This window comes from Janthinobacterium svalbardense (assembly GCF_002327145.1).
Taxonomy (GTDB): Bacteria; Pseudomonadota; Gammaproteobacteria; order Burkholderiales; family Burkholderiaceae_D; genus Janthinobacterium; species Janthinobacterium tructae.
Window position 1 is genome coordinate 3,527,710 of sequence record NZ_CP023422.1, and the last position, 20,687, is coordinate 3,548,396.

Consider the following 20,687-nt stretch of genomic DNA (forward strand, 5'->3'; position numbering starts at 1 on the left):
GCTGCGCTTTGCGCCAAATCAATCGTGTTGGACTAGACATTGCTGAGGGGCTATGATGGCCTGGCTGCTTCCGTGGAGGCGGCGGGGTTCTCGCCAGCCTCGAAATCGCATGCTGAATTTGCTTTTTAGAAATTTGTTACTCTGGACCAGCCAAGGTGAGCGTCGTATACGCTTAGCCCAGCCAGTGTTTGGGCAGGCCCTGGCTCGTCCGTTGACCTCCCTATAAGAAAGAGTCCAATGAAAAAGCTGACCACCGCCTTTGGCGCGCCTGTCGTCGACAACCAGAACATCCAGACGGCCGGCCCCCGTGGCCCTGCCCTGCTGCAAGATGTGTGGTTCCTGGAAAAGCTGGCCCACTTTGACCGCGAAGTCATCCCCGAGCGCCGCATGCATGCCAAGGGTTCCGGCGCGCATGGCACGTTTACCGTCACGCACGACATCACGCGCTACACGCGGGCGAAAATCTTTGGCGCCGTGGGCAAGCAAACGCCGATGTTCGCGCGCTTTTCCACGGTGGCCGGCGAACGGGGCGCGGCGGACGCGGAACGCGACATCCGTGGCTTCGCCCTGAAGTTCTACACGGAAGAAGGCAACTGGGACCTGGTCGGCAACAACACGCCCGTGTTCTTCATGCGCGACCCGCTGAAATTCCCCGATTTGAACCATGCCATCAAGCGCGACCCGCGTACGGGCTTGCGCAGCGCCAACAGCAACTGGGACTTCTGGACCTCGCTGCCGGAAGCGCTGCACCAGGTGACGGTGGTGATGAGCGACCGGGGCTTGCCGCGCAGCTTCCGCCACATGCACGGCTTCGGCAGCCATACCTTCAGCTTCCTGAATGCGCAAAACGAGCGTTTCTGGGTCAAGTTCACCTTTAAAACCCAGCAAGGGATTGAAAACCTGACGGACGCCGAAGCCGAGGCGCTGGTGGGCAAGGACCGTGAAAGCTCGCACCGCGACCTGTACGAAAGCATCGAAAACAAGGATTTCCCCCGCTGGACGCTGTACGTGCAGATCATGCCGGAAAAAGAGGCAGGCACGTATCATCTGAACCCCTTCGATCTGTCGAAAGTGTGGCCGCACGGCGATTATCCGCTGATCGAGGTGGGCGTACTGGAACTGAACCGCAATGCCGACAACTACTTTGCAGAAGTGGAACAGGCAGCTTTCAACCCGGCCAACGTAGTGCCGGGCATCAGTTTTTCTCCGGACAAGATGCTGCAAGGCCGCTTGTTCTCGTATGGCGACGCGCAGCGCTACCGCCTCGGTGTCAACCACAGCCATATCCCCGTCAACGCGCCGAAATGCCCGTTCCACAGCTATCACCGCGACGGCCAGATGCGCGTCGACGGCAACCAGGGCGGCACCCTGGGCTACGAACCGAACAGCGAGCAGGAATGGGCCGAGCAGCCCGACTTCCGCGAACCGCCGCTGAGTATCGAAGGCGCGGCCGATCACTGGAACCACAGGGTCGACGAGGATTACTATTCGCAGCCGCGGGCCCTGTTCCGCCTGATGACTGCGGCGCAGCAGCAAGCCTTGTTCGACAATACGGCGCGCGCCATCTCGGGTGCCTCGGAGCAAGTCAAGCAACGCCACATCGGCAACTGCACCCTGTGCGATCCCGCGTATGGCGCGGGCGTGGCCGAAGCGATAGCCCGCCTGAGCAAATAGGGTAAGTGCAAGCATGGCAAGCAAGGCCCGTACGCGGGCTTTTCTTGCATGCCATCTACGTCACTAAGCCCTACCAGCGCTGGATATCGATCTGGCCCGTGATGCTCGTTTCCACCGGATAACCGTCGACCTGCGCCGGCACGCGCCGCTTGACGGACGCATCGCGCAAATACACGACGAGGGCTTCGCCGCCGATGGCAGTCTGCCCCAGGCTGACGCCTTCGACGCCATCGATCGCCATCAGGGCCCGCTCGTTGCGCCGCTTTGCCGCTTCCAGCCGGCCGGGCGGCGGTGCGGCATGCGCGAGGCCCGCCACCGCGTGGCTACTCGCCTCGTCCGGCACATACGGCATGGCCGCATCCTCAAAGACGGCGTATGGCGCTTGTACGAATTTACTGTTTGACATGACACATCCTCCTGATGCTGCCCATGGCACGCGTGGAACAAGGAGGCACGGCAGCGCCTCTTGCCCGCCAGGCCATGCATGGCAGCCACACCTGACCCTATCATCATCGTGCAAAAGGTGGCGCAGTGCAAGGAAGCATCACGCCGCCGCGCCGTTTTCTGTGACCATGCTCAAGTATATAAATTGATGTCGAGCGCCACCACCACGCGTCGCATCTGGTTGGCAAACGTGATATTGCCGCCGCCGGCAAACAGCAGACCGACGGGATTGCGCTGCTGGTTCCAGGTCCAGATGGACGAGCCGGAGTCGCCGCCCGCGCTGAATGCTCCGCTGACGCCCGTAATGGCGATCTGGTCCTGGAACAGCGCGATCCTGCCGCCGCCATAATTGACGTTGATGGTGGCGCCCAGGCCCGTGATGCGGCCCTGCGTCAATTGCGTCGTGCGTCCGGATTTGCCGACCAGCATGCCCAGCGCGGGCGCTGCCAGCGCATTGCTGATGCGGAAATAGGCCGGCACGCCACCGCTCAGGTAGACCAGTTCACGACGCACGCGGTCTGGCCAGGCCCAGCCGGTGGCGCAATCGACAAAATTGACGCCGCCACTAAAATTGATGGGCACGAAGCGTTCGAGCACGGCCACCTGGTCTTGCGGGCAGCGCCCGCCATCGATGGGACCCGGCTGCACGATGCAGTCGTTGAACGCGCCGCCGTTGGAATTGGCCAGCACGTGATTATTGCTCAGAATCATCAAACGGCTGTTGCGCGGCGCGCTGCGCCCCACGGCCAGGCAGCCGATGGTGCCAGCGGTGATGCGGAAATGCCCGACCGAGACGCCGCCCGGCGCCGGACGCAAGCGGAAACGGTGCGGTTGCGCGTCGATCACGCCCGTGACGACGATATTCACGGGCACCCTGTCGCTGGCCACGGCGCGCACGCCCATGGCCCCCACGATGGCCGCCTTGGCGCGGTCGACGGACGTCGGTTCGGCCACGTACAGGGTCAGGGCCGGCAAGCCCGGTTCGCCGGACGAGCTGTCGCTGGCGCCCTCGCCCAAGCCGATGGACACGCCCTGGATATTGCCGCCATCGCTGAAGGCGTCGGCGGCACGCACGCCGCCCGCCTGGGAAATGGACTGGCGCATGCCGTCTTCGATACTGCGCTTGATTTCCAGCAATTCCATGCTGACGCCGCTCAGGGCGTCGGGCACGTCCGAGACGGACGCGCTCTCGATCGTATTGTCGTCCTCGCCGGGGGTGGAAAATTGGCCGATGGCCTCTTCATCGTCTGCGCTTTGCCCCTGGCCGCTGCTGCCGGGTGGGGCGCTGAAACCGTTATCATTGCCGATCATCATGTTCTCCTCGTGGTTTGCTCTGGATATCCAGTGTGGACGGGCCGCGCCGGCCGGTATTGATCTGGATTGAATTGCGCAGGCGCGTGGCCGCCCTGCGCCAACGGGGCCAAGCGGGCAAAAATAGTTCCCTCGTCAAGGTTGAGCGAGATCAGGCGTGCGGGCAGAGGCGCCGCCGTATACTTGGCCGACAGGCTGGAACCGGGCCTGCTCCACGGCAGCAAGGTTAGCTACAACAGCAAGGTTAGCAACACCGGCAACGGTATGGATGGGGAAACAATGACGAGCCCTGGTACGACACGCCACGACGATGCGCCTGCGGGCGAGCAAGCAGGCCAGCATGCCGGTTTTGTGCAAGGCATGGCGGCCTGGGCGGAAAACCACCGCATCAGCCCCTGGCGCGGCAGTTTTGCCGACTTCATCGAGCAAATCCTGCCCGGCCGCGCGGCCCTGCTGACGCGCAGCGCGCACCACTACTTGTGGGACATGATGCGCTGGAACGGCCAGACCGATGAGAGCGGGCGCTTCCGCTGCCGCCTGTTCGACGACGAACTGTTCGGCATCGACGAGGCGATCGACCGCGTGGCCGCCTACTTCAAGGCGGCTGCCGCCGGTTCCGAAGTGGGCCGCCGCATGCTGCTGCTGCTGGGCCCGCCGTCGGGCGGCAAGTCGACCCTGGTGATCCTGCTCAAACGGGGGCTGGAAGAATACAGCCACAGCAGCGAAGGCGCGCTGTACGGCATCGCCGGCTGCCCCGTGCACGAATCACCGCTGCATCTGGTGCCGCACAGCATGCGCGCCGACTTTCGCGCCAGCTATGATGCCGAGCTGCATGGCGAACTGTGTCCCCATTGCCGCGCCCGCCTGGAAGAACAGTACGCGGGCGACTTCCTGCGCATGCCCGTCGAACGCATCCACCTGTCCGAGGCGGGCCGCTGCGGCATCGGCACGTATGCGCCGCACGACCCTACCACGGCCGACCTGGCCGACCTGGTCGGTTCCGTCGACCTGTCGAAAGTGGCGCAGTACGGCGACGAAGGCGATCCGCGCGCCTGGTCGTGGTCCGGCGCCGTGTATGCGGCCAGCCGCGGCATGCTGGAAATGATCGAAATCCTCAAAGTCAAGCGGGAATTCCTCTATTTACTACTCACCCTGACGCAGGAAAAGAATGTCAAGGTATCGCGCTTTCCCCTGATTTACCTCGACGAAACCATTCTCGCGCACACGAACCTGGCCGAATTTCGCAAATTCCTGCAAGAAAGCGAAAACGAGGCGCTGCTCGACCGCATGGTCATCGTGCAAGTGCCGTATACGCTCAATTACCGCGAAGAAGCACGCATTTACCGCAAGCTGATCTTAGCGGCCGCGCCCGCCTTCCGCGACGTGCACCTCGATCCGCACGTGCTGCATGCGGCGGCGGTGTTCGCCATCCTCAGCCGCCTGCCCGAAGGCGAGGACAAGGAAACCGAACGGGTCAAGAAGCTGCGCGTGTATGCGGACGAAGATGTCGACGACTTGCAGCATGCCGACATCCGCCGCTTGCGCGCGCGCGACAAGGCGCCCGACGAGGGCTTGTCGGGCGTGTCGCCCCGTTTCGTCATCAATGCCCTGTCGCACGCCATCATTTCCGCTCAGCGCAACAGCCTCTCCACCATGGATGTGCTGCTGGCCCTGAAGGATGGCATCGAAAGCGATGCGCGCATCGAACCGCGGCGCAAGCGCCAGTGGGTCGATTACCTGGTGCTCACGCGCAAGGATTTCTATAACCGCTGGGTCAAGGCCGACGTGCACAAGGCCCTGTTCGTGTCGTTCGAGCAAGAAGCACAGGACTTGCTGAGCAAGTATCTCGATGAAGTCGAAGCCATGCTCGACAACCGCCAGATCCGCGACCCCATGACCAGCGAAGAGCGCCGCCCCGACGAGCGCTTCCTGCGCGCCGTGGAAGAAAAAATTCATATCAGCGACGCGGGCAAGCAGTCGTTCCGACAAGAAGTGGTGCGCAAGGCCATGGGCGCCTTCAAGCGGGGCGAGCCCTTTGGCCTGGGCAGCCACGCGCAACTGCACGATGCCATTCAGCAATATCTGTTCGAGCAGCGGCGCGACGTGCTGCGCCTGGTCGGTTCGGCCAAGCGCCCCGACGATGACGTGCGGGCCAGGATCTCTGCCGTCGAGCAGCGCCTGGTGGACGAATACGGCTATGACGCCCATAGCGCGCGCGAAGCGCTCAACTACGTGACCACCTTGCTGGCGCAGGAATAGCCATGTCCGCCACGACTTCGCCAGCTTCCACCGCCCCTGCCCAGGCCCAGCCCTGGTACGGCTTGTTCTCGCGCGGCGCGCGCGACTGGCTGCGCCACAACCAGAAAGTACGCGAAGCCGTGCAGGCGCACTTGCCCGAGCTGATCGCCACGCCTGACTTGATCGACGGACCGCAGCAGCGCACGGTGCAAGTGCCCATGCGCCTGCTCGAACATGCGCATTTTCGCCTTGCGCCCGCGCGCAACAGCGTGGGTGCAGGCCAGGGTGACGGCCAGCCCGGCGATCTCCTGCGCGCGGCGCGCCCTGCCGCCACGGGCGAGGCCGGTGCGCCAGGCGGCGATGGCGAGGGGGCGGTGCGCCTGCTGCTGGAGTTTCCCATCGACGATATCCTCGACTGGCTATGGGACGCCTTCGCCTTGCCGCACCTGAAACCGCGCCACCTGGGCGCGATCGACGACGTGCGGCTGGTACGCAGCGGCCTGGACCGGCATGGCGCCCGCTCGCGCCTGGACCGGCGCCGCACCGTCAAGGAAGCGATCAAGCGGCGCGCCTTGCAAGCGCAGCCCGTGCCCTTTACCAATGATGACTTGCGCTACCGCCAGGTGCTGGCACAGCCCCGGCCCAGCACGAATGCCGTCGTGTTTTTCGTGCTGGACGTGTCGGCCAGCATGGCGCAAGCCGAGCGCAAGTTGGCCAAATCCTTCTTTTTCTTTGCCTTGCAGGGCTTGCGGCGCAGGTATGCGCGCGTGGAAACGCGCTTCATCGCCCATACGACGCGGGCCTGGGAATTTTCCGAAGCCGAATTCTTCCAGGTCAATGGCATGGGCGGCACCATGGCCTCCACCGCCTTTCGCCTGAGCCGCGAACTGCTGCAGGAACACTACGCGCCGGGGCGCTATAACGCCTATCTGTTCTATGCCTCCGATGGCGAAAATTTCAGCGAAGACCGGGCGGCCGCCAGCCTGGCCTTGGGCGACCTGGCCGCCTTGCTCAGCTATATGGGCTATGTGGAAACCTTGCCCGGCGTGCCGCGCAGCCTGGAAACGGAAATGCACAGCCTGTGCGCCGAGCAGGAACGGCAGGGCTTGCCTTTGCACAGCAGCATCCTCAGCAAGCCTGACGATGTTTGGGCGGCCATCCGCACCTTTTTCCAGCACGAGGCGGCCGACACGGAAGAAGCGTCATGACACGGCCTGACGCCCAGAACCACGGCGACGCGGCAGACAAAGCCGACAAGGCCGACAAGCCAGTTACCATGGGCCTGGACCGCTACGCGGCGCGCATTGAAGCACTGGCGCGCGAGATGGGCCTGGCATTTGCGCCCGTCGAGTTCGAGCTGGTGCCGGACAGTTTCATGGCCGAGATCGCCATCTATGGCTTGCCCGTGCGCATGCGTCACTGGTCGTTCGGCGTGCGCTACATCCATCAGCTCGTGCATCAGAAGATGGGCAATTCGCACATTTTCGAAGTCATGTTTCCCGGCGACCCTTGCCATGCCTACATGGCGGAACACAATTCCGTGGCCGAAAACACCCTCGTCACAGCGCATGTGCTGGGTCACGCCGATTTTGCCAGCCGCAATGCCCTGTTCCTGCGCTTCGGCGCCATGGCGGGCCAGCACATCTTGCAACAAAGCGCGGCGCGGGCGCAGCGTCTGGAAATAGCGCTACAACGGCACGGGCAGGAGCAGGTGGAAGCCGTGCTCGACGCCGCACTGGCGCTGGAACAACATGTGGACGTCCACGCCGAGCTGCACCGCCCGCCCTATGCCGCAGCATGGGGGCCAGCCGGCGTCGCGGGCAAGCAAGCCGCCGCAGACGATCCCTTTACACAACGCTACCGGCGCTTGCCCGGTGAAGCAGCCGCGCTGGCGGCGCGCGAGGCGGCCAGGGCGCGCCTGGCGCAGCGCCCGCTCGTGCCGCCGCAAGCCGAGTACGACTTGCTGTGGTTCATCGCACAACACGGGCCGGAGCTGGCCGACTGGGAACGCGACATTTTTTTGGCCGTGCGCGAAGAGTCGTTTTACTACTACCCCGTGTACGCCTGCCAGATCATGAATGAAGGCTGGGCCTCGTACTGGCATGCGCGGCTGCTGCGCGAAGCCGACTTCCTGCCCCCGGCACTGTATCTGTCCGCCATCAAGTCGCATTCTGACGTGGTGCGCCCTTACGCGGGCGAGCACCAGCAGGCGCTGGCCGTCAATCCCTATCACCTGGGCTTTTGCATGTGGGAACACATCATCGAGCGCGAAGGACTGGCGCGGGCGCGCCAGATTTGCCGCGACGACGATGACTGCAGTTTCATCCGCAACTACCTGGACGGGGAACTGGCTGACCGCCTGGGCCTGTTCGTGCATGAAAGCCGCCGCGACGGGGAAACGCGCCTGGCCAGCCGCGACTTGCGGGCCATCCGCGAAGCCATCCTGGCGCCCAAATACAATTATGGCGTGCCGTGCATCGCCGTCACCCTGCTCAACGATGACGGCAGCCTGGTGCTGCGCCACGATCACCAACGCGATGGGCGCGGCCTCGACCTGGAGCGGGCGGAACAGGTGCTGGCGTACATCGCCCGCATCTGGCGCCGCCCCGTCACCCTGCATACGGCCGATTTCCGCGGCACGCCCCGTGTCCTGCACAGCAAGAGCGACGGCGTGCCCGAACCGCCCAAGCCACCAACACCGGCAGCACCGGCAGCTACGCCCGTGCAACACTAGGGGGCTGGCAATCGCGCGGGTGTGGCAGGGTATTGGACGTATAGTAAGCGGGCCATATTATGCGGGCCGCCAGCGCGCACACGTCAGGTGCGGCCAGCTCGTACCTCATGCCAGGCCCGCCTGCTCCACATACCAGGCGATGGTGTACCGCAAGCCTTGCGCCAGATCGTGCGTGGGCACGTAGCCGAGCAAGCGGGTCGCCTTGGCGATGTCCGCCTGCGAATGGCGTACGTCGCCGGCGCGAAATTCGCCATATTCGGGTGCCAGCGGCACGTGCTGCGGGAGGGTGGCCAGCAACATCTGCTGCATGCTGGCGTGCAGCTGCGTCAGACTGGTGCGGGCATTGACGGCCACGTTGTAGACCTGGTTGACGGCTGCCGGGTCGGTGCCGATGGCTGCCAGGATATTGGCTTGCACGGCATTGTGCACAAAGCAGAAATCGCGGCTGGTGGCGCCGTCGCCATGGATGTGCACGACCTGGCCGTCCAGCATGGCGGCGATCCAGCGGGGAATGACGGCCGCGTAGGCGCCCAGCGGGTCTTGCCTGGGGCCGAAGACATTGAAATAGCGCAGCCCCACCGTCTGCATGGCGTAGCAGCGCGCGTACACCTGCGCGTACAGTTCATTGACATATTTACTCAAGGCATACGGCGACAGGGGCGCGCCGATGTGCTCTTCCACTTTCGGCAAGGCCGGATGGTCGCCATAGGTGGCGCTGGACGCGGCATACACGAAGCGCTGCACGCCCGCGTCGCGCGCGGCGGCCAGCATGTTCAGGAAACCGCTGACATTGACCGCATGGCACAACAGCGGGTCTTCCAGCGAACGCGAGACGGAACCGAGCGCCGCCTGGTGCAGCACAAAATCGACGGCGACGGGGCCGCCTGGATCGGCACGGCCGTGCTCGCTCAAGCTGCTGCCGCCATCTGCCGTACCGTCGCCACTGCCGGCGGCCGGCGCCGGCGCGCCGCATGCGCGCGCGCACGCCTGCGGGTCGCGGATATCGCCTTCGATGAAGGTGAAGCGCCGCCACGCCGCTTCGCCCACGCTGGCGCGCACCTGCTCCAGGTTATGCCGGTGGCCCGTCATGAAGTTGTCCAGGCCGCGCACTTCCTGGCCCAGCTGCAGCAAGGTTTCCAGCAGGTGCGAGCCGATGAAGCCGGCCACGCCCGTCACCAGCCAGCGGCGCGGTTCGCTGGCCAGTAGCGCACACGCTTGCGCGTAGGCGCCGGCAGCCAGGCCTGACACGCCACCGGCGGAGTCCTGCGCCGTGGCTGCTGCGGCATCGAAAGCGTCGGGCGCCATCACAGCCGCCACACGTGCAGGCCGCCGTCCGCCAGCGGACGGGGGTCGAAATGCGACTTGATGTCGATGAAGCAGCCGTTTTCCAGCACCTTGGCCTGGAAGTCGGCCAGCGGACGGGCCAGCAAGGCCTGGTGCGAGACGGCGCTGATGATGGCCTCGGCCCGTGGCAGCTGTTCCCAGCGTTCCAGGGTCAAACCGTACTCTTCCAGCGCTTCGCGGCCATCGGCGACGGGGTCGTGCACATGCACCTGCACGCCGTACGATTGCAGTTCGTGGATCATGTCGACCACTTTCGAGTTGCGCAAGTCCGGACAATTTTCCTTGAAGGTCAGGCCCAGCACGTTGACGTGCGAACCTTTCAATTTGAAACCGGCGCGCACCATTTCCTTGATGGTCTTTTCTGCCACGAATTTGGCCATGCCGTCGTTGATGCGGCGCCCGGCCAGGATCACATGCGGATGGTAGCCCAGCATTTCCGCCTTGTGCGTCAAATAATACGGGTCGACGCCGATGCAATGGCCGCCCACCAGGCCGGGACGGAACGGCAGGAAATTCCATTTCGTGCCCGCCGCCTGCAGCACTTCCAGGGTATCGATGCCGATACGGTCGAAGATGATGGCCAGTTCGTTCATCAGCGCGATGTTCAGGTCGCGCTGCGTGTTTTCGATCACCTTGGCCGCTTCAGCCACGCGGATGCTCGACGCCCGGTGCACGCCGGCCGCGACCACGCCTTCGTACAGGGCGGCCACCTTGTCCAGCGTGGCGTCGTCGTCGCCCGAAACCACCTTGCGGATGCTGTGCAGGGTGTGGTCCTTGTCGCCGGGGTTGATGCGCTCGGGCGAAAAGCCCACATGAAAATCTTCCTTCCAGCGCAGGCCCGAATGCCGCTCGAGGATGGGGATGCAGATTTCCTCGGTGGCGCCCGGATACACGGTGGACTCGTAGATGACGGTGGCGCCGCGCCGCATATGGCGGCCGACGGCCGCGCTGGCGCCGGCCAGGGCGGAGAAATCGGGATTGTGCGCGCTGTCGACGGGCGTGGGCACGGCCACGACGATGAAATCGGCCAGCTGCAGCTCGGCCGGATCGCAACCCACGCTCAGCCACTGCGCCGCGCGCAGCTGTTCCGTGCTCACTTCGCCCGTGGGGTCGACATGCTTGCGGTAACTTTCTACCTTGCGTGCCGACAAATCAAAGCCGATGGTGCGCTGGCGCATGCCGAACGCCACGGCCAGCTGCAAGCCGACATAACCGAGCCCCACCACAGCCACCACGTCCGCCGTGCCATCCACCTTGCTGTCCATATGCATGTGCTCCCAATGATTGCGGCCTGAGCATCGCCGTCCGGGAAATTCTACGGTCGCCTGCCCGGCCATTCTTGAGCAGGAACAAGGAATACGGAGCGGCGGCAGGCAGGCGCGCGGAGAATCGGCGGCTTCTTGAGCGCAATCAAGGAGAGCGGCGCCCATCTTTTTAAGCTAGGCCATGCCCATCCTTCACGCACGCCGCTAACGGAGACTTCCATGGCTCGTTCCCTGCCCCGCCCTTTCCCCGGCTTGCCGGCCGCCGCGCTGTGCTGCACCCTGCTGCTGCTCTTGCTGACGGGGTGCCACGGCGCGCAGAGCAGCGCATCGCTGCTGGCCGAGGCGCAGCAGTACCGCCAGAAGGGCGAGGCGCGCGCCGCCATCATCCAGTTGAAGAACCTGCTGCAAAAGGAGCCGGACAATGCAGCGGCGCGCTTACTGCTGGGCAGCATCTATATCGACACGGGCGAAGCGCTGTCGGCCGAGAAAGAATTGCGCAAGGCAAAGTCGCTGGGCCTGGCGGCGCAGCAAGTGATGCCATTGCTGGGCAAGGCGTGGCTGATGCTGGGCCAGTTCGACAAGGTACTAGCCGAGATCACCGACGATGCGGTGCAGCCGCCAGCCGTGCTGGCCCTGCGCGGCGATGCTTTGCTGGCCGTGGGCCGCCAGGACGAGGCGCGCGCCGTGTTTGCGCGCCTGCTCGAAGCCCATCCCGGCCAGGTCGAGGCCTTGCTGGGCCTGGCACGGCTGGCGGCGCTGGAGCAGCAGGTGCCGGCCGCCGAGCTGCTGCTGGCCCAGGCGCTGAAAAGCGCACCCGCCAACCTCGACGCCTTGCGGCTGCAGGGCGACCTGCAGCGCCTGCAAGGCAAGAACGGCGCGGCGCGCCTCGCCTACATGCAGATCCTCAAGCTCAAGCCGGACAATACCCAGGCCCATATCGACCTGGCCAACCTCGATCTCCTGGAAAACCGCTACCTGGAAGCGGCGGCCCAGCTGGCCACGGCGCGCAAGACGGCGCCCAACAGCCTGGGCTTGCTGCAGGCCCAGGCGCTGCTCGATTTCCGCCAGGGCAAGAACAAGGCGGCCCTGCAATCGTTGCAACTGGTGCTCAAGGTGGCGCCCGAGCACATGCCGTCCATCCTGCTGGCCGGCGCCGTGCAGCTGAAGCTGGGCTCGCCGCAACTGGCGGAAAGCTATCTGCAGCGCTTCCTGGCCGTGTATCCCAAACATGTGTACGCGCTCAAGATGATGGCGTCGATCGAACTGATGCGCGGCAAGACGGACGCGGCCCTCGACCTGCTGCTGCCCGTGCTGTCCACCTTTCCCGACGACGTGGAACTGCTGTCGCTGGCGGGCGAGGCGCATTTGCGCGCGCGCCGCTACGACAAGGCCGCAGCGTATTTCGAAAAGGCCAACACCCTGGCGCCGGACACGGCCAGGCTGCATGCGGCGCTGGGCATCACCCGCCTGGGCATGGGCGAGAACAGCCGTGCCATCGACGAACTGGAACGCGCCAGCATACTCGACAAGAGCACGCCGCAGGTGGGCACCATGCTGGTGCTGACCTTGCTGCGCAACAAACAGAACGACAAGGCCCTGGCCACCGTCAAGATGCTGGAACAGCAGCAGAAAGGCACGAATCCCCTGCTGCTGAACCTGAAAGGCGGCGTCTATATGGCCTTGCGCGACGTACCCGCCGCGCGCGCCAGTTTCGAGCAGGCGCTGCGGATGGACCCTGTCTATCTCCCCGCCCTGAATAACCTGGCGCAACTCGACCTGGCCGGGAAAAAGCCGGAACAAGCGAAACAGCGCTTCGAGCGTGCGCTGGCGAAAGCGCCAAAAAATGCCGACCTGTGCGCGGCGCTGGCCAAGCTGGCCGCCTCGCAAGGCAAGACGGACGAGGCGCGGCGCTGGCTGGAGCGGGCCCACCGCGACAATCCCGACGCCGTCGCACCGGCCCTGCTGCTGAGTAACTTTTACCTGCAGACGGGCGCGCCCGACAAGGCGCTGGAACTGGCACGCACTCTGCAGTCGGGCCACCCGGGTGACGCCGATGCGTTGGCCCTGCGGGCGCAGGTCGAGTACGGCGCCGGCCAGACGCAGGCGGCGCTCGACAGCTACAGCAAGCTGGCCAGCATACAGACGACGTCGGCACCGCTGCAGATGCGCATCGCCAGCTTGCACCTGGCGCTGGGCGACCGCCAGAATGCGCTGCAAGCGGCCAAGCGGGCGCAATTGCTCGATCCCACCCTGCTCGAAGCACGCGTGGTCGAAGTGTCGCTGCTGCTGGGCCTGAACCGCCAGCACGACGCGCTGGCTGTGGCGCGCCAGGTGCAGCAACAGCAGCCGAAGCTGGCGGCCGGCTACAAGCTCGAAGGCGACGTGCTGTTGGCGCAGAAAATGCCGCAGGAAGCCGTCAAGCTGTACCAACACGCCCTGCAGATCAGCAATATTGGCCCCATGCAGGTACAACTGCACCGCGCCATGCTGGCCGCGGGCCAGGTGCGCGAGGCCGATACGCGCATGGCGGCCTGGCTGAAGGACAAGCCCGATGACCTGGGTGTGCGCAGCTACCTGGCCGGGGCCAAGCTGGCGGCAAAGCAATACGGCGCGGCCATCGAACAGCTGCAGTACATCGTGGTCAAGGACACGGCCAATGTGGCGGCGCTGAACGACCTGGCGTGGGCGTACCAGCAGGAAAAAGATCCGCGCGCGCTGGCGACGGCCGAGCAGGCGCTCAAGCTGGTGCCGGACAACCCCATCGTGCTCGACACTCTGGGCTGGATCGTGCTGGAACAGGGCGACGTCAAGCGCGCGACCACCCTGCTGCGCAAGGCGGCCGGCCTGGCGCCGAAGTCGCCCGAAATCCAGTACCACCTGGGCGCGGCGCTGGCGAAATCGGGCGACAAGCCGGGGGCGCGCAAGCAACTGGAACAGCTGCTTGCCGCCAACAAGGAGTTCCCGCAGCGGGCCGAGGCGCAGGCCTTGCTGACCCAGCTCTAGGCCATGGCGGCGCACGCGGCCTTGCCTGGCCTGGCAGCACGGCTGCTGGCCTTGCTGGCGGGCGCGGCCTGCATGCTGGCCCTGCGCCATTATCCGCTGGGCCACGGCTGGCCCGGCCTGCTGTTTGCCGCCCTGCTGCCCGCCTATTTCCTGCTGCTGTGCTGGCGGCCCGCCTGCTGGCTGTTCTGCGTGCCCGCCCTGCTGCCCGTGCTCGACCTGGCGCCGTGGACGGGCTGGTTCTTCCTCGAAGAAATCGACGTGCTGCTGTTGCTGACGGTAGCCTGCGGCTATTGGCGCCTGGGCGGACCGTCCCGGAGCGCCGTGGCGCGGCTCTCGCCCGCCGCCCGCGCCTGCCTGCTGCTGTGCAGCCTGGCCTGGCTGGCGGCGCTGCTGCGCGGCGTCCTGCCGCTGCCGCCCATCGACGTGTATGCCTGGGATAATTACCTGAGCCCCTACAACAGCTTGCGACTAGGCAAGGCCTGGGCCTGGAGCATACTGCTGCTGCCGCTGCTGCTGCGCGACGGGGATCCGTCCGCCCTGCGCCGCTACGCGCTGCCGGGCATGCTGGCCGGGCTGGCCATGGTGTCCTTGTTCGCGCTGTGGGAACGGGCCGTGTTTCCCGGTTTGACGAACCTGTCCAGCGACTACCGCATCACGGCGCCGTTTTCCGCCATGCACACGGGCGGCGCCGCGCTGGATGGCTATCTGGCCCTGAGCCTGCCATTTGCGGGACTGTGGCTGGCGCGCGCGCGCAGCCGCTGGCAGGCGGCGCTGGCCTTGCTGCTGCTGGCACTGGCCCTGCACGCGGCATGTACCACCTTTTCACGGGGCCTGTACGCGGCCCTGGCGGCGGCCGTGCTGCTGGCCGTGCTGCTGGCCATGTGGCAGACCTTGCGGCAGACCTTGCGCACAGCCCCCGGCGCGGCGCAGCGTCCGACGGGCCGGCGAACCATGCGCAAACCCTTGCTGATGCTACTGCTGGCCGGCCTGGGCACCGTCCTGCTCGTGACCATGTTCAGCGCGGCCGGCTACCGGGGCTTGCTCGCCGCCGTCATCCTGCTCACGGCCAGCTTCGTGCTGGCCGCGCGGCCCTTGCCGTGGCGCCTGGCGCCGGCCAGCCTGCTGTGCGCGCTGTGCCTGCAGGGGCTGCTTGCCAGCTGGTGGCCGGAATGGGCCGGCCAGCAGGCTGCCGGCTGGCTGAAAGGCCCGTATTTCCTGTTCCTGCTGGCCGCCGTGCTGCTGGCGGGCGCACTGCTGCCCGGCACCCTGTGGCCGGGCGGCGCTGCCGGCAAAGGCCCGGCCAGGCTGGTTCTGGCGATGATGGCCTGGACCATGCTGACGTGCAATCTGGTCTGGATAGGCTGGCACTGGGCCGGTGCTCCCGCCCTGGCGCCGGCCGGTCTGGTCGTGTTGCTGGCCATGCTGATGCTGTGCAATGGACGCTTGCGCGCGCCGCTATGGCGGCTGGACCGGGCCAGCCTGAGCATCGCGGGCGCGGCCGGCATCCTGCTGCTGCTGGCCATCCCCGTCTCGGCCAGCTATTACGCCACCGAACGTTTCGCCACCACGGCCTTCGACCTGCAAGGCCGCTTGCGCCATTGGCGGCAAGTGCTGGCCATGCAGCCGTCCGACTGGGGCGATCAGCTGTTCGGCATGGGCATGGGCAGCTTTCCTGCCACATACTACTGGCACAATCCGGGGCGCGAAGTGCCGGCCAGCATCGCCTATGCGGAGGAAGGCGGCGAACCTGGCAATTCCGGCAACACCTATGTGCACCTGGCCAGTCCCGGCTACAGCGCCGGCTATGGCGAACTGCTGCGGCTGCTGCAACGCCTGCCGCTGCAGCCAGCCACGCACTACACCCTGGCGCTGGACGTGCGCCGAAGCGGCCCCATGCCCGTGCTGCTGGTGCGCCTGTGCCAGAGACAATTGCTGTACGCACAAGGTTGCGTGCCTATCCCCCTGCGCCTGCAGGCGCCCCCGCCAGGCAGTCCCGTGCCGGCCTGGCAGCACTATGAAGTGCCGTTCGACAGCAAATGGCTGGGCGCGGGCGCCTGGCTGCTGCGCCCGCCCGTGCAGCTGGAACTGGCGGCCAGCGGCACGGCCACCTCGTCCGTGATCGACGTCGACAATCTGAGCCTGCGCGCGCCCGGTGGCGAGGAATTGATCGTCAACGGACGCTTTACGCAGGCCAACAATTACTGGTTTTTCGGCAGCGACCACCATCACTTGCCGTGGCATATCAAGAGCCTGGCGCTGCATGTGCTGGTGGAAATGGGCTGGTGTGGCGCACTGACGCTGCTGGCTCTGCTCTCCCTGGCCAGCCTGCGCCTGCTGCGCCAGGCCACGGGAGGCAACCAGTGCGCGCTGGCCTGCGCCGCCGCCCTGCTGGGTTTTCTCGTCGTCGGGCTGTTCGACAGCCTGCTCGACGTGCCGCGTATCGCCCTGCTGTGCTATCTGATGCTGCTGTGCGCATTGCTGCAGCCCCCGCAACCGCCTCCCTCTGAAAGTGCGCCGCCATGAAAGCCCTGCCGTTGACATTCTCCTCTGCCCTGCTGTCCTGCCTGGTCCTGGCTGTGGCCAGCGCGCCCTGCCGTGCCGACCAAGCCCTGGCGCAAGTCATTGCGCGCGTGAAGCCGTCCATCGTCGGCGTCGGTAGCCTGCAAGCGACGCGCACGCCGCCCATGAATTTCCTCGGCACGGGTTTCGTGGCGGGCGACGGCTTGAGTGTGCTGACCTGCGCCCATGTGATTCAAAAACTGCTCGATGCCAATCCCACCGAAGTGATTGGCATACTCACAGGCCAGGGCGAGGCGGCGCAATTTCGCCCCGCCAAAATCCAGGCGCTGGACACGGAGCACGACCTGGCCTTGCTGCGCCTGGCTGGCGCGCCCCTGCCGGCCCTGGCGCTGGGCGACGCGGGCACGGTGCGCGAAGGCCAGGCCATGGCGTTTACCGGCTTCCCGCTGGGTACCTTGCTGGGTCTGCACCACGTGACGCACCGCGCCACCGTATCGTCGCTGACGCCGGTGGTCAGGCCCAGCGCAACGGCGCAGCGCCTCGACACCCGGCGCCTGGCGCAACTGCAAAAAGCGCCGTACACGGTATTCCAGCTGGACGCGACGGCGTATCCAGGCAGCAGCGGCAGCCCCCTGTTCGATCCCGAGACCGGTCTCGTCTATGGCATCGTCAACATGGTGTATGTCAAGGGCCTGAAAGAGGCGGCCATTACCGCTCCCAGCGGCATCACCTACGCGATTCCGGGCAGCCACATGCAGGCGATCTTGCTGAAAAATAAATGAGTCAGTTGCGCCCCTGCCGCAGCCGGTCGGTGATGCCTGGTTCATCCCATGTCGGAAAAAAAAAGGGGTAAAACGATCGTTCACCCCCATGCTGTTCCATCATGCCGCCGTATTTGCGGATCTGGGCCCCCATGTAGTCGAGGTCCAGGCGCAGCAGTACGGCCGGCGCGCCCACGCGCGTACACTCTCGCTCGCCGCCAAAATCCTTGAAACCCAGCATGCGCTTGTAAAACACCACATGGCGCGGATTGACTTCAATCACGTAATCCGTAAAGCCGTGAATATTGTGGGCATAGATATAAGAAATATGAATCAGTGCCGCAAACACGCGCTTGCTCACGCCCTTGTCAATGGCCAGGCGCGACGGTTCGCACAGGCGCCGGCCCTCCTCGCGCAGCACGTCGAGCTTGTCGCGAAAGTTTTCATCGGCGGGCAAGCCCGTCTCGTCATTGTCCAGGCACAGGGTCATGGTGCCGACGGTGGAGCCTGCCGTTTCCGCAAACAGGGTGATTTTATTCAGTGCATGCGCGATGCCGGGATCGACGGCATAGCCGCGCCAGCCGTACATCTTGCGGATCAGCAAACTGGCCGCCTCGCGCCGGCCACGCGAATTGGCCATGCGGATATGAAAGCGCTGCAGGTCGAGCTCGTGCTCCATCGCCGGGTCGATCTGGCCCTCGCCCACCACCAGGTCACTGAAAGTACCGGGCGTGTCGAAGGAAATAATAGGTTCATCTTGAAAGCTCATCTTGTCCTCACGTTCATCGGCAGCCGTCGAGACGGACTGAAGCCAATGCCTTGTGACAAGATAAAAAGCAGAGAAGTTCCCGCGTCAGGCAAAAAAAACAGAAGAATTATGCTATTCAGTAGCAAAATTGCACGCTGAAATTTGCTGGAAAGTACAAAAAGACAAATATAAGTGCTGTTTTGATATTGCCGAGCCCGCTACTAAAAAAAGCTCTCCGGTATCAACAGCACGTCGCCCGGCCGCATCATGACATTCGCGGAAATATCGCCGCTCTTGAGCAGGTCGTCCAGGCGCACGCCCAGCTGCTGCTGGCTGCCGTCGCGCATGCGGATGATGCTGGCCTTGTTGCCGGCGGCAAAGTCAGTGATGCCGCCCACGGCGATGAGCACGTCCATCAGCGACATGCCCAGGCGGTACGGCAGCGCCTGCGGCTTGGCCGCCTCGCCGATGACCCGGATCTGCTCGCCATACGGGCCCGAGAAATTGGTGACGATGACCGTCACCACCGGTTGCTGGATAAACTTGCCCAAGGCTTGCTCGATATCGCGCGCCAGCTGGGTCGAGGTCTTGCCGCTGGCGGCCAGATCCTCCACCAGCGGCGTGGTGATCTTGCCATCGGGCCGCACGGCCACCGTCAGCGACACTTCCGGATTGCGCCAGACGATGATGTTGACGGAGTCGCCCGGGCCGATCAGATAGTCGTGCATGGGGGCGCTGTCGTCGGCGGGTGCCAGCGGATAGCGTGTGCGGCAGCCCCCCAGCAAGCTGGCAGTACACGCCAGGAGCAGCGTGTGGGTTACAAATGCACGGCGAAACGGATTCATGCGGGGCCTCTTCGAGTCGATGGCGCGTCCGTGGCAGGCCCCGCAGAACCAGCCTGGGCCGCGAACTTCCTATGATTATTAAAACCCGGCAAGTGAACCTTGAGGCGTATCAAGAAGCAATCATCTTGGGAAATCTTGCTCCACAGGCGCCCTATACTTTGCTTACTCAACAGGCAAGCATTTCTTGCAAGACGCCGTTGTCCGCGCCGCCCAGCCATCGACCGTGCAGCACCGTCACCTGAAGGAAGCGACATGGAGGAATTGATACAGCAACTGCTTTCCAGCCTGAAAGGCATCTGGAAGTACCGCTGGCATGCGCTGCTGGTAGCGTGGCTGGTGGCGATCGGTGGCTTCATCAAGGTCATTACGCTACCCGACGACTTCCAGACGTCGGCGCGCGTGTTTGTCGATACGCAAACCATCCTCAAGCCGCTGTTGGCCGGCATGACCAGCGTGCCGAACACGGAACAGCAGGTGGCCATCATGAGCCGCACACTGCTCAGCCGCCCGAACGTGGAGCGCGTCATGCGCATGGTCGACCTCGACCTGAATTCGAAGACCGTGCGCGAACACGAAGGCCGGCTCGATGAGCTGATGAGCCGCATCAAGATCAGCGGCACCAGCGCCTACGACATCTACACCATCAGCTACAGCGGGCGCGACCCGAAGCTGGTGCGCGACGTGGTGCAAAGCCTGCTGACCATCTTTGTCGAAGGCAGTTTCCAGGGGAAAAAGGGCGATTCGCAGAAGGCCGTGCAATTCATCGACGAGCAGATCAAGAATTACGAGGACAAGCTGAGCGCGGCGGAAAACCTGGTGAAGGAATTCAAGATCCGCAACAACCTGCTGCTGCCGCGCCTGGGCATCGACTATGGCAGCCAGCTGCTGATGTCGTCCGATAGCCTGAACAATGCCAAGCTGGAACTGGTCGAGGCGGAACAGGCGCGCAAGGCCATCCTGAGCCAGATCGAAGGCGACGAACCGGTGCTCGACCTGGAGCCAAACGCGGCGGCCATCACGAACCCGGAACTCGATGAGCGCATCGCCTCGCTCAACAAGAATCTGGACAGCCTGCGCATGCAATTTACAGAATTGCATCCCGACATCATCGCCTCGAAGCGCCTCATTGCGCAGCTGGAAGAGCGCAAGATCGAGGAAAGCAAGCTGAAAACGGCATCCGGCGACCCGGGCAAGAACTACAGCCCCATGCTGCAGCAACTGAAGGTGGCGCTGACGGACGCGGACGCCAAGGTGGCCGCCATCCGCGCCCGCGTGCAGGAATACAACGCGCGCAATGAGCGCCTGCTGGCACAAAGCAATGCCGTACCCGAGGTGGAATCGCAGCTGGCGCAACTGAACCGCGACTACATCATCAACAAGGAAAACTATGAAAAGCTGATCGGCCGGCGCGAAGCGGCCAAGCTGTCGGGCGAACTCAGTTCCACCACCGAGATGATGGCCTTCAAGATCATCGACCCGCCCACGGTGCAATATGCGCCCGTCGGCCCGAACCGTCCGCTGCTGTTTTCTGCGGCGCTGGGCGCGGCCCTGGTGGCCGGCATCGCCACGGCCCTCTTGATCAGCCAGGTGCGCCCCACCTTCCTCAGCCCCGCCGAACTGCGCGATGCCACGGGCTTGAATGTGCTGGGCACGGTATCGATGAACTGGACGCCGTTGCAGCAGGTGCGCCGCCGCCGCGCCCGCTACGCCTTTGCCGGCTGCCTGGGCAGCCTGTTCCTGCTGTACGGCGGGGTCATGACGGCCGCGCTGCTGAAATTCTAGAGCCACCAAGGGAGCGAC

Annotated in this window: 14 protein-coding genes; 8 read left to right on the plus strand and 6 right to left on the minus strand. The window is 64.8% G+C overall.

What is annotated here, in order from left to right; all coding sequences use genetic code 11:
- Positions 1 to 237 precede the first annotated feature (237 nt).
- A complete protein-coding gene (locus tag CNX70_RS15635; RefSeq protein WP_096235445.1) occupies positions 238 to 1,674 on the plus strand; it encodes a catalase in 1,437 nt (478 codons plus the stop codon).
- 70 nt (positions 1,675 to 1,744) lie between these two features.
- Here CNX70_RS15635 and CNX70_RS15640 read toward each other — a convergent pair whose 3' ends face one another.
- Both CNX70_RS15640 and CNX70_RS15645 read right to left on the minus strand, forming a co-directional pair.
- Positions 1,745 to 2,080 carry a hypothetical protein gene (locus tag CNX70_RS15640; protein ID WP_096235446.1) on the minus strand — a complete coding sequence of 112 codons (336 nt, stop codon included), beginning with the start codon at positions 2,078 to 2,080 and terminating at the stop codon, positions 1,745 to 1,747.
- A 170-nt stretch (positions 2,081 to 2,250) separates the two neighbouring features.
- Positions 2,251 to 3,432, minus strand: coding sequence for a chymotrypsin family serine protease (locus tag CNX70_RS15645; RefSeq protein WP_243136423.1), 1,182 nt, complete (start codon positions 3,430 to 3,432; stop codon positions 2,251 to 2,253).
- Positions 3,433 to 3,708: 276 nt separating this feature from the next.
- On the opposite strand from CNX70_RS15645, the gene CNX70_RS15650 reads away from it, so the two are divergent.
- The 3 genes from CNX70_RS15650 to CNX70_RS15660 are packed head-to-tail and all read left to right on the plus strand — an operon-like array spanning position 3,709 to position 8,401.
- The gene (locus CNX70_RS15650; RefSeq protein WP_096238486.1) at positions 3,709 to 5,688 is read left to right on the plus strand and encodes a serine protein kinase; all 1,980 of its coding nucleotides are present in this window, start codon (positions 3,709 to 3,711) and stop codon (positions 5,686 to 5,688) included.
- Positions 5,689 to 5,690: 2 nt separating this feature from the next.
- The gene (locus CNX70_RS15655) at positions 5,691 to 6,875 is read left to right on the plus strand and encodes a DUF444 family protein (RefSeq protein ID WP_096235448.1); all 1,185 of its coding nucleotides are present in this window, start codon (positions 5,691 to 5,693) and stop codon (positions 6,873 to 6,875) included.
- The gene (locus CNX70_RS15660) at positions 6,872 to 8,401 is read left to right on the plus strand and encodes a SpoVR family protein (protein WP_244198813.1); all 1,530 of its coding nucleotides are present in this window, start codon (positions 6,872 to 6,874) and stop codon (positions 8,399 to 8,401) included. Before CNX70_RS15655 ends, CNX70_RS15660 begins: the two co-directional genes overlap by 4 nt.
- 105 nt (positions 8,402 to 8,506) lie before the next feature.
- Here the strand turns inward: CNX70_RS15660 and CNX70_RS15665 are convergent, their stop codons facing one another.
- Both CNX70_RS15665 and CNX70_RS15670 read right to left on the minus strand, forming a co-directional pair.
- A complete protein-coding gene (locus CNX70_RS15665) occupies positions 8,507 to 9,706 on the minus strand; it encodes an SDR family oxidoreductase (RefSeq protein WP_096235449.1) in 1,200 nt (399 codons plus the stop codon).
- Complete coding sequence (locus tag CNX70_RS15670) at positions 9,706 to 11,010, minus strand: nucleotide sugar dehydrogenase (protein WP_096235450.1); 1,305 nt, start codon at positions 11,008 to 11,010, stop codon at positions 9,706 to 9,708. Before CNX70_RS15670 ends, CNX70_RS15665 begins: the two co-directional genes overlap by 1 nt.
- 219 nt (positions 11,011 to 11,229) lie before the next feature.
- Here CNX70_RS15670 and prsT point away from each other — a divergent pair, with 219 nt between their 5' ends.
- From prsT to CNX70_RS15685, 3 genes are read left to right on the plus strand one after another with little or no spacing between them, the layout of a single operon-like run.
- A complete protein-coding gene (prsT, locus tag CNX70_RS15675) occupies positions 11,230 to 14,013 on the plus strand; it encodes an XrtA/PEP-CTERM system TPR-repeat protein PrsT (RefSeq protein ID WP_096235451.1) in 2,784 nt (927 codons plus the stop codon).
- Between the two features lie 3 nt (positions 14,014 to 14,016).
- Positions 14,017 to 16,536 carry a hypothetical protein gene (locus CNX70_RS15680; RefSeq protein WP_096235452.1) on the plus strand — a complete coding sequence of 840 codons (2,520 nt, stop codon included), beginning with the start codon at positions 14,017 to 14,019 and terminating at the stop codon, positions 16,534 to 16,536.
- Complete coding sequence (locus tag CNX70_RS15685; protein ID WP_096235453.1) at positions 16,533 to 17,315, plus strand: S1 family peptidase; 783 nt, start codon at positions 16,533 to 16,535, stop codon at positions 17,313 to 17,315. The genes CNX70_RS15680 and CNX70_RS15685 overlap by 4 nt, the downstream gene beginning before the upstream one ends.
- A 1-nt stretch (position 17,316) precedes the next feature.
- Here CNX70_RS15685 and CNX70_RS15690 read toward each other — a convergent pair whose 3' ends face one another.
- Together CNX70_RS15690 and CNX70_RS15695 are read right to left on the minus strand one after the other, a co-directional pair.
- Complete coding sequence (locus CNX70_RS15690) at positions 17,317 to 18,063, minus strand: N-acyl amino acid synthase FeeM domain-containing protein (protein ID WP_096235454.1); 747 nt, start codon at positions 18,061 to 18,063, stop codon at positions 17,317 to 17,319.
- 200 nt (positions 18,064 to 18,263) lie between these two features.
- Positions 18,264 to 18,887, minus strand: a complete 624-nt coding sequence (locus tag CNX70_RS15695) for an XrtA/PEP-CTERM system exopolysaccharide export protein (protein WP_096235455.1) — start codon at positions 18,885 to 18,887, stop codon at positions 18,264 to 18,266.
- A gap of 252 nt (positions 18,888 to 19,139) precedes the next feature.
- On the opposite strand from CNX70_RS15695, the gene CNX70_RS15700 reads away from it, so the two are divergent.
- Positions 19,140 to 20,669 (plus strand): XrtA system polysaccharide chain length determinant, encoded by a 1,530-nt coding sequence (locus tag CNX70_RS15700; protein ID WP_096235456.1) that lies wholly within the window; start codon positions 19,140 to 19,142, stop codon positions 20,667 to 20,669.
- Positions 20,670 to 20,687: the final 18 nt, after the last annotated feature.